Here is an 8,387-nt window from a genome sequence, read left to right as displayed (position 1 = left end):
CCGGCCTGATCCTGGGTGGTTCGATCAGCCAGAGCAACTTCCTCGGTACCGGTAACAAGGTGTCGGTCGGCCTGACCCGTTCGGAATACCAGACCAAGTACAACTTCGGTTTCGTCGACCCCTACTTCACTGCCGACGGCGTGAGCCTGGGCTACAACCTGTTCTACAACAGTACCGACTACAGCGACTATTACGACGATGGCGTTTCGTATTATGCGATCAACAGCTATGGCGCCGGGGTCAGCTTTGGCTACCCGATCAACGAAACCTCACGCCTGACCTACGGCCTGACACTGCAGCACGACGACATTTCGCCCGGCACCTACAGCGCCGACGAGATCTACGACTTCATTACCCGCGAGGGCAAGAGCTTCAATAACCTGAAGGCGTCGGTCGGCTGGTCGGAGTCCACCCTTAACAAAGGCGTGCTGGCCACCCGTGGCCATTCGCAGAGCCTGACGCTGATGGCCACCACCCCAGGCAGCGACCTGTCGTTCTACAAGCTCGACTACAACGGCCAAACATTCCTGCCCGTCACCAACAACACTACGCTGCGCCTGCACACCAGCCTGGGCTACGGCAACGGCTACGGGTCCACCGACGGTTTGCCGTTCTATGAAAGCTACACGGCCGGCGGCCAGGGCTCGGTACGGGGTTTCAAGGACGGCACCCTCGGCCCGCGCAGCACACCAGCTACCGGCACCTATTCCAGCGCGGGCCAGGCTTACTACTCCGACCGCGACACCGACGTGCTGGGGGGCAATATCCTGGTTACCGGTGGTGCCGAGTACCTGTTCCCACTGCCCTTCGTGAAAGACCAGAGCCAGCTGCGCAGCTCGGTGTTCGTCGATGCCGGCAACGTGTATGCCGACACCTGCTACCTGTCGACCACCCAGGGCTGCGGTAGCGTCGACCTGGCGCAGATGGCGGTGTCGCTGGGGGTGGGTGTGACCTGGTACAGCCCGATGGGGCCACTGAGCTTCAGCCTGGCGGCGCCGCTGAAAAAGCCGGATAACGCCGAAACCCAGATCTTCCAGTTCTCGCTGGGGCAGACGTTCTGATATCGGCCCCAGCAGTTCTCGCGCCCCCTTGTAGGAGCGGCCTTGTGTCGCGATGGGCTTGCACAGCAGCCCCAGGGACTCAGCACCAATGCAACAATTTTGGGGCTGCTGCGCAGCCCATCGCGACACAAGGCCGCTCCTACAAGGGGGCGCGTTGCCAGGTATTACCCGCCTTTACCCCCGCTTAACCCAAGTTGACAGTCACCTTGCCTAAGCTGGCCAGCCCTCGAACCCCGCCCAGCAGGACACATTCATGCCCCCGTTCACACCGTGCTTCCCTACCACACTGCGCCACGATGAAGTGCCGGCCGCGTTGCTGGAGCTGGTCCAGCAGCGCCTGGCCAGCCTGCTAGGCCCCCATTTCACCGTGACACTGAACGGCAGCGGTAATGGCGACGGGCTCAGCCACTATCACTTGGCGATCCGCCACCCGCAGAGTGAGGTTTGCCTGGAAGACACCGGCGACGTCGGCAGCGGCTTCATCGAGCACCTGCTGCGCCTGGCCACCCAAGCGCGGAAAATGCTCGACTCGGGCACCTTCAGCCGCATGGGCAGCAACGACCCCAACCGACCACTGGTTTGGCTGAGCGAGCTGGTCAGCGTTGGCGAAAGCATTACAATGCGCGCCCCAACCTGAAATATGTTTTCCTCATGAAATCACTGCTTTGCGCCGTAACCTTATTATTTTCCTTTACCCTCCCCGCACTGGCCAACCCGCCAGCCACCTTCACTGAAGCCAAGGTGGTGGCCAAGCAGAAGGTGTACCTGGACCAGGCCAGCAGCGCCATGGGCGACCTGTACTGCGGGTGCAAATGGACCTGGGTGGGCAAGTCCGGCGGGCGCATCGATGCCGCCTCGTGCGGTTACCAGACGCGCAAGCAGCAAAACCGTGCCGAGCGCACCGAGTGGGAACATATCGTCCCCGCCTACACCTTTGGCAACCAGCGCCAGTGCTGGAAGAACGGCGGCCGCGAGCACTGCGTGGACAGCGACCCGGTGTTCCGCGCCATGGAGGCCGACCTGTTCAACCTGTACCCGGCCGTGGGTGAGGTCAACGGCGACCGCAGCAACTTCAACTACGGCATGGTCGCCGGCAATGCCGGCGAATATGGCCAGTGCAGCACCAAGGTCGATTTCGTCCAGCGCGCAGCCGAGCCGCGTGATGAAGTGAAAGGCCTGGTGGCGCGTACCACGTTCTACATGTTCGACCGTTACCAGTTGAGCATGTCGCGCCAACAGCAGCAGCTGCTGATGGCCTGGGACAAGCAGCACCCGGTAACGGCCTGGGAGAAAGAGCGTGACCGGCGCATTGCCGCGATCATGGGGCATGCCAACCCGTTCGTAAGCGGTGAGCGCAAGTGGACAACGGGTTACAAGCCGGCTGGCGCTGGCGTGGCACAGGCGGTGCCCGTGAAACCAGCCAAGGCCGAGGCCACGCCGAGCCTGGCCAGTGCCGGGTCGGTGGGGGCGGTGCTGGGCAACCGCAACAGCCATGTCTATCACTTGTCGGTCGGCTGCCCGGGGTACAACCAGGTAGCGGCAAAGAACCAGGTCAACTTCGCCACCGAGGGTGAGGCGCAGGCTGCGGGCTATCGCAAGGCGGGGAACTGCCGTTAAGCAAGCTACCGCGGCGCCTTGTAGGAGCGGCCTTGTGTCGCGATCGGGCCGCAAGGCGGCCCCGCGATATGTGCGCCGGTGCAAACATCAGGGGCCGCTCTGCGGCCCTTTCGCGACACAAGGCCGCTCCTACATAAACCGTGTAATCCTGTGGGAGCGGGTATACCTGCGAACATCAGCCATTAACCAGATTCACCGGCCGCTCACCCGCCAGCGCACTGAGCAGGTTGTCCACTGCGCAACGCGCCATGGCCTGCCGGGTTTCTTCGGTTGCCGAGCCGATGTGCGGGGTCGCTACCACGTTGTCGAGCTGTAACAGTGGCGAGTCCACCGGCAACGGCTCCTGCACGAACACATCCAGCCCCGCACCGCGTATACGTTTGGCCTGCAACGCGTCGATCAACGCAGCCTCGTCTACCACCCGCCCCCGCGAGATATTCACCAGAATCGCCTCAGGCTTCATCAAGGCCAACTCCCGCGCGCCAATCAGCCCTTCTGTGCTGGCACTCAGTGGTACGGTCAGGCAGACGAAATCCGCCTGCTGCAACAGCTCATCCAGGCCGCATTGCCGTGCAGCATGGCGCGCCTCCACTTCAGGCTTCGGCCGCTGGCTGTGGTACAGCACGCGCATGCCGAAGCCTGCCGCGGCGCGGCGGGCCAGCGCCTCGCCGATGCGGCCCATGCCGACGATGCCCAGCGTCTTGCCATGCACATCGCTACCAAACTGCGCCGGCCCCAGGTTGGCCTGCCAATGGCCGTCACGCACCCAGTTCGCCAGCTCCACCACCCGCCGGGCCGTGGCCAGGATCAGGGCAAAGCCAGTATCGGCAGTGGTTTCAGTCAGCACGTCCGGGGTGTTGGTCAGCATCACGCCGCGGCGGCTGAGTTCGGCAATGTCATAGTTGTCTACGCCTACCGAAACGCTGGACACCACTTCCAGCTGAGGCGCCAGGTCGAGCAGGCTGGCATCCAGCCGCAAGCTGGCTCCCAGCAGGCCGTGCGCCCCCGGCAAGGCATCGCGCAAACGGGCCAGGCCATCGGGCTGGGCGGTATCCACCCACGTCACTTCAACCTGATCGTGCAGGCGGGCCATCAAGTCGTCGGGCAGGCGCTTGTACAAAACGATTCGCTTCTTCATTGCAGGTTTCCTAAGGGTTCATGGCCAGGCGCGAGCCATTGCGCTTGGCGCGGCCAGAGGTTTGGGAAGTATTGAGGGCGGCTGTCAGCGCCACAGCGGTCAGCAACGCACCGCACATGAACAGGTAAGAAGCACCAGGGCCGCCGGTGGCGCCATTGAGGTAGCCCACCAGCCACGAGCCGCCGAACGACCCCAGCGCACCCATGCTGTTAATCAGCGCCATGGCGCCACCAGCCACGTTGGCCGGCAGGATCTCGGGCACGATGGCGAAGAACGGGCCGTAGGGCGCATACATGCAGGCACCGGCAACCACCAGCAACGCATACGAGAGCCAGAAGTGCTCGGTACCCAGGGCATATGAGCCATAGAACGCCACGGCGGCAATCAGCAGCGGCGGCCAGACAAAGCGCTTGCGCTTTTGCAGGCGGTCGGACGCCCACGACACGCCCACCATGGCCAGTACCGCCGCCAGGTACGGCACCGACGCCAGCCAGCCGGCCTGGACGATATCGACATTCGCTGCCTGCTTCAGAATCGACGGCAGCCACAGCACGAAGCCATACACGCCGATGCTCCAGCAGAAGTACTGCAGTGCCAGGATGATCACCTGTGGCGAGCGGAACGCCTCGCGGTAGTTCTTTACCGGCTTGATACCCTGCTGCTCGGCGGCGAGCGCCTGCTGCAGGTCGGCCTTTTCCTGCGCGCTCAGCCAGTTGACCTGGGCCGGGCGGTCATCCACCAGGCGCCACCAGAAGAACGCCCAGATCACGGCCGGCAGGCCTTCGATGATGAACATCCAGCGCCAGTCGTAATGCTTGATCAGGTAACCCGATACCACCGACATCCACAGGATGGTCACCGGGTTGCCGAGCATCAGGAAGGTATTGGCACGTGAGCGCTCGGCACGGGTAAACCAGTGACACAGGTACACCAGCATGGCCGGCATCACGGCAGCCTCGACCACTCCGAGCAGGAAGCGGATGCCAATCAGCATGTAGACGTTGCTGACCATGCCCGTGAGCGTGGCAAGGCCGCCCCAGAGGATCAGGCTGAAGAAGATCAGCTTCTTCACGCTGCGCTTTTCGGCGTAGATGGCCCCGGGCACCTGGAAGAAGAAGTAGCCGAGGAAGAACAATGCCCCCAGCAGTGACGACAGTACAGGGGTGATGTGCAGGTCTTCGGCCATGCCGGAAGCCGCGGCGAAGCCGTAATTGGCGCGGTCCAGGTAGGCCAGGCTGTAGGTGAAGAACACGATCGGGATGATGTACCACCAGCGGCGCGGTGCCAGGCGTTGGCTTTGCATGGTTTGTTTCTCCTGAGCTTGTTGTTTTTGTTGCAGCAGGTGATTCGGGGTCAGGGGTTTACGCGCTTCTGCGCGGTTCAAAGGCCTCCAGCTCGTGGCGCAACGGCAACCCTTCCATGTCGCCACGCGACTGCACGGCGCGGCTGCCGCACCAGTTGCCACGCACCACCGCGTCGGCCAACGGGCGCCCCTCCAGCAGCGCGCTGAGCACGCCGACGGCAAAGGCGTCGCCGGCACCGACGGTGTCCACCACATGGCTGACAGGCACAGGGGCGACCTGGCCCTCGCCTTTGGCGCTGCGGTAGTACGCGCCGGCTTCGCCCAGCTTGATCACTACCAGTTCCACCCCCTGGTCAAGGTAGAAACCGGCAATGTCCGCCGGGTTGTGCTGGCCGGTCAGCAAGCGGCCCTCTTCCAGGCCCGGCAAAACCCAGTCGGCCTTGACCGCCAAGGCGTTGATTTCGCGCACCATGCTGCTTTGGTCAGGCCATAACGAGGGGCGCAGGTTGGGGTCGAACGAGATGCTGCGCCCGGCAGCACGCATGGCGTCCAGCAATGCGTGGGACAGCCCCCGGCAACCCTCTGAAAGTGCGGGCGGGATACCCGTGGCGTGCAGGTGACGGGCCTGCAGCAGGCCAGGCTGGACCTGCCTTGGCGACAGCCGGCTGGCTGCCGACCCACGGCGGAAGTACTCCACGGCCGGGTCACTGCCATCGTCGCAGCGGGCCTTGAGCTGAAAGCCGGTGGGGGCATTGCCGTCCACTTCGACAGCTGAACAGTCCAGGCCTTCGCGGCGCAGGCTGTCGAGCACAAAGCGGCCCAGCGAATCGTCACCTACCCGGCTCAGCCAGCGCACCGTGAAGCCCAGCCGTGCCAGGCCGATGGCCACGTTGCTGTCTGCGCCCGCGATGCGCTTGCCGAACTGGCCGACGCTGGCCAGGTCGCCCGTGCGCTCGGCCACGAACATGGCCATGGTTTCGCCAAAACACAGCACGTCATGCTGATGCATGGGCCACCTCCTCGCCGGCGCCCAGCGCGGAAAGGCTATGCACCTGGGCACGGGTTAGCGCCAGCAGGTCATCGCCGACCAAGGGGTACTCGACGGCGCGCACCACACCGGGGGCGAACTCGCCCATCAGCGCTGCCCACGCCTGCAGGTCCGCTGCTTGTGGCGGCACGGCAACCAGGCGGCCATCGGCCCGGCGCTGAACCGCCTTGCAATGCACGTAGCGCACCCAGCGTCCGAGTTGCCGCGCGGCTTGCGCCGCCGACTCGCCTTGCCATTGCCAGTTACCGAAATCGAAGGTCATGCCCAGGCGCAGCCCCAACAGGTCGGCCCCTTGGAAAAACCGCAGCAGCGGCTCGACTCTGCCGCCTTGAGCAGTCTGGTCGTTCTCTACCAGCAGCAGCGGCCCATGCGCCGGTAGCAGCGCCGCCAAAGCTGACACATCACAGCGTTCATCGAAGTGCCCGAGGGATACCTTCAGCGCAACCGCGCCAAGCGCCCGGGCGATTTCCAGCTTTTGCCCCAGCAATGGGTCAAGCACACCTTGCGCAGTCCACAGTTCAAGGGGCGTCGAGTACAAGCACTCCATGCGCAGCGCGGCGATAACCGCACCCAGCGCAGCAGCGTCTGGCGCACTGGCGAACAATTCTTCGCGCAATTCAACGCGGCTTACGCCGGCTGCGGCCAGTAGGTCAAGGAACTGCTCCTGCCCACGCTGCCGGACAAAGTCGGCGCCGTAGCTGGACAGGCTGATGGAAACGGGGTTCGGGTACATTGTTTTTATCCTTATGAAACCGGTTTCATTTTTGATCAGCAACAGCAGGCACGGGCCTGCCATCGCTTATTGGGGTTGGGTTGAGCCGCGGATGACCAGGTCGGCCTTGAAATCGATGCGCCGGGCTGCCCCGCTGTCGCCGCGCAGGCGACCGAGCAGGCTTTCGAAAGCCGCCACACCGATTCGCTCGGTGGGCTGCGCCAGGGCAGTGATGCCATTGCCGACCAAGGGGTACCAGTCGAGGTCGTCGAGGGCGATCAGGCCGACGTCGGCAAACAGGTTACACCGTGCCTCGTGCAGGGCCCGGGTAACCGCCAGAGTGGCGACGCCGTTGAAGGTGAAAATGGCCTGCGGGCCGTGGCCACGGCTGCTCAGAAATGCCGCCAATTGCCCCGCCAGCCCGGCACCGGTTTGCAGCACCTGTTGACGCATACCCGCGCGCCGGTTGATCGAGGCGCCAAAGGCCTGCACCCGCTCCAGGCGCGAGCTGGTGCCATCGAGCGGTTCACTGACCGCAAGAATGTCGCGGTAGCCCTGGGCCTGCAGATGGTCAAGGGCCTGCTCGACCGCGTCGGCGTTGTCCAGGCCAACCAGGTCGACACTCAGTTCGGGCAGTTGGCGGTCGACCAGCACCATGGGGATGTCACGCTGCAGGTTGAGCAGTTCACCCGGGTGGTGGCCGAGGGTGTTCACGATCAGGCCTTCGACGTTGTAGCTCTGCAGGGCCACCAGATGGTGCCGTTCCTGCTCGTCGTCGCGGTTGGTGTTGCACACCACCAGGCTGTAGCCGTGCTGGCGGCAGGCGGTTTCCACGCCATGCATCACGGCCACTGAATAGGGGTTGAGGATATCGGCCACCAGCATGCCGATCAGCCGTGTCTGGCCGCGTTTGAGGCCGCGGGCCATCTGGTTGGGGCGGTAGCCGAGGCGGTCAATCACCTCTTCCAGGCGCTTGGCCGTGGCTTCGGCCAGCAACTGCCGGTCACCACCGATGTAACGGGAGACAGTGGCTTTGGATACGCCAGCGACACGCGCAACTTCGCTGATGGTGACCCGTTCGCGGGCATGGGCAGGCGCGTCGGTCATGGGCTGTCCTTATGATTGTTGTGATAGCGATGAAACCGGTTTCAATACAGCAAGATTCCGAGAATTCGTCAAGCTGCCGTTGATCGAGAGCCGTTCTTCATGATGAGCAATGACGTGAAATATCAGATATATCTCACTGATATATATGAATATTAACGTAGGATCGGGTTCACCCGCGAATGCGATGGCGCATGTGCCGACGCATTCGCGGGTAAACCCGCTCCTACAATTGATCGAGTCCAGCCTGGGAGCGTGGGGTTAGCGCTGCGATTCTGTGGGAGATGACCCAGCCCCTCCGGGCTGCGTGTCGCGCAGAGAACTTTGCCCGCAAGGCCACTGCATTCGGTGTGGGAGCCGCGCTTGCCGGCGATGGGCTGCGCAGCGGCCCCAAAATCTCAGGT

Annotated in this window: 8 protein-coding genes; 3 read left to right on the top strand and 5 right to left on the bottom strand. The window is 63.7% G+C overall.

What is annotated here, in order from left to right:
- From bamA to ACI2KG_RS22350, 3 genes are all read left to right on the top strand, one after another.
- The coding region (gene bamA / locus ACI2KG_RS22360) for an outer membrane protein assembly factor BamA (RefSeq protein WP_404663331.1) at positions 1-1,061 on the top strand (1,061 nt) is incomplete at its 5' end.
- Between the two features lie 253 nt (positions 1,062-1,314).
- The gene (locus tag ACI2KG_RS22355; protein WP_404663330.1) at positions 1,315-1,698 is read left to right on the top strand and encodes a hypothetical protein; all 384 of its coding nucleotides are present in this window, start codon (positions 1,315-1,317) and stop codon (positions 1,696-1,698) included.
- Between the two features lie 14 nt (positions 1,699-1,712).
- Positions 1,713-2,678, top strand: a complete 966-nt coding sequence (locus tag ACI2KG_RS22350) for an endonuclease (protein WP_404663329.1) — start codon at positions 1,713-1,715, stop codon at positions 2,676-2,678.
- 175 nt (positions 2,679-2,853) lie between these two features.
- On the opposite strand, the gene ACI2KG_RS22345 is transcribed toward ACI2KG_RS22350, so the two are convergent.
- The 5 genes from ACI2KG_RS22345 to ptxS all read right to left on the bottom strand — a co-directional run bounded on the left by ACI2KG_RS22345 (position 2,854) and on the right by ptxS (position 7,986).
- Positions 2,854-3,816 (bottom strand): 2-hydroxyacid dehydrogenase, encoded by a 963-nt coding sequence (locus tag ACI2KG_RS22345; RefSeq protein WP_404663328.1) that lies wholly within the window; start codon positions 3,814-3,816, stop codon positions 2,854-2,856.
- Between the two features lie 10 nt (positions 3,817-3,826).
- Complete coding sequence (locus ACI2KG_RS22340; protein ID WP_400618117.1) at positions 3,827-5,119, bottom strand: MFS transporter; 1,293 nt, start codon at positions 5,117-5,119, stop codon at positions 3,827-3,829.
- A 58-nt stretch (positions 5,120-5,177) separates the two neighbouring features.
- On the bottom strand, positions 5,178-6,128 hold the full coding sequence (locus ACI2KG_RS22335) for a sugar kinase (RefSeq protein ID WP_404663327.1): 951 nt from the start codon (positions 6,126-6,128) through the stop codon (positions 5,178-5,180).
- Positions 6,115-6,900 carry a sugar phosphate isomerase/epimerase family protein gene (locus tag ACI2KG_RS22330; protein ID WP_404663326.1) on the bottom strand — a complete coding sequence of 262 codons (786 nt, stop codon included), beginning with the start codon at positions 6,898-6,900 and terminating at the stop codon, positions 6,115-6,117. Before ACI2KG_RS22330 ends, ACI2KG_RS22335 begins: the two co-directional genes overlap by 14 nt.
- Positions 6,901-6,966: 66 nt before the next feature.
- Positions 6,967-7,986 (bottom strand): transcriptional regulator PtxS, encoded by a 1,020-nt coding sequence (ptxS, locus tag ACI2KG_RS22325; RefSeq protein WP_404663325.1) that lies wholly within the window; start codon positions 7,984-7,986, stop codon positions 6,967-6,969.
- Positions 7,987-8,387: the final 401 nt, after the last annotated feature.

The sequence above is a fragment of the Pseudomonas sp. NPDC089407 genome, from assembly GCF_044900445.1.
GTDB lineage: Bacteria > Pseudomonadota > Gammaproteobacteria > Pseudomonadales > Pseudomonadaceae > Aquipseudomonas.
The sequence above is the reverse complement of the archived record's forward strand: the minus strand, read 5'-3'. Positions and strand labels throughout refer to the sequence as shown.

Bases quoted from the DNA above. Each gene is read 5' to 3' on its own strand.
- ACI2KG_RS22345 (WP_404663328.1), bottom strand. From the start codon at position 3,816: ATGAAGAAGCGAATCGTTTTGTACAAGCGCCTGCCCGACGACTTGATG.
- ACI2KG_RS22330 (WP_404663326.1), bottom strand. From the start codon at position 6,900: ATGTACCCGAACCCCGTTTCCATCAGCCTGTCCAGCTACGGCGCCGAC.
- ACI2KG_RS22350 (WP_404663329.1), top strand. From the start codon at position 1,713: ATGAAATCACTGCTTTGCGCCGTAACCTTATTATTTTCCTTTACCCTC.
- ACI2KG_RS22335 (WP_404663327.1), bottom strand. From the start codon at position 6,128: ATGCATCAGCATGACGTGCTGTGTTTTGGCGAAACCATGGCCATGTTC.
- ACI2KG_RS22340 (WP_400618117.1), bottom strand. From the start codon at position 5,119: ATGCAAAGCCAACGCCTGGCACCGCGCCGCTGGTGGTACATCATCCCG.
- ACI2KG_RS22355 (WP_404663330.1), top strand. From the start codon at position 1,315: ATGCCCCCGTTCACACCGTGCTTCCCTACCACACTGCGCCACGATGAA.
- ptxS (WP_404663325.1), bottom strand. From the start codon at position 7,986: ATGACCGACGCGCCTGCCCATGCCCGCGAACGGGTCACCATCAGCGAA.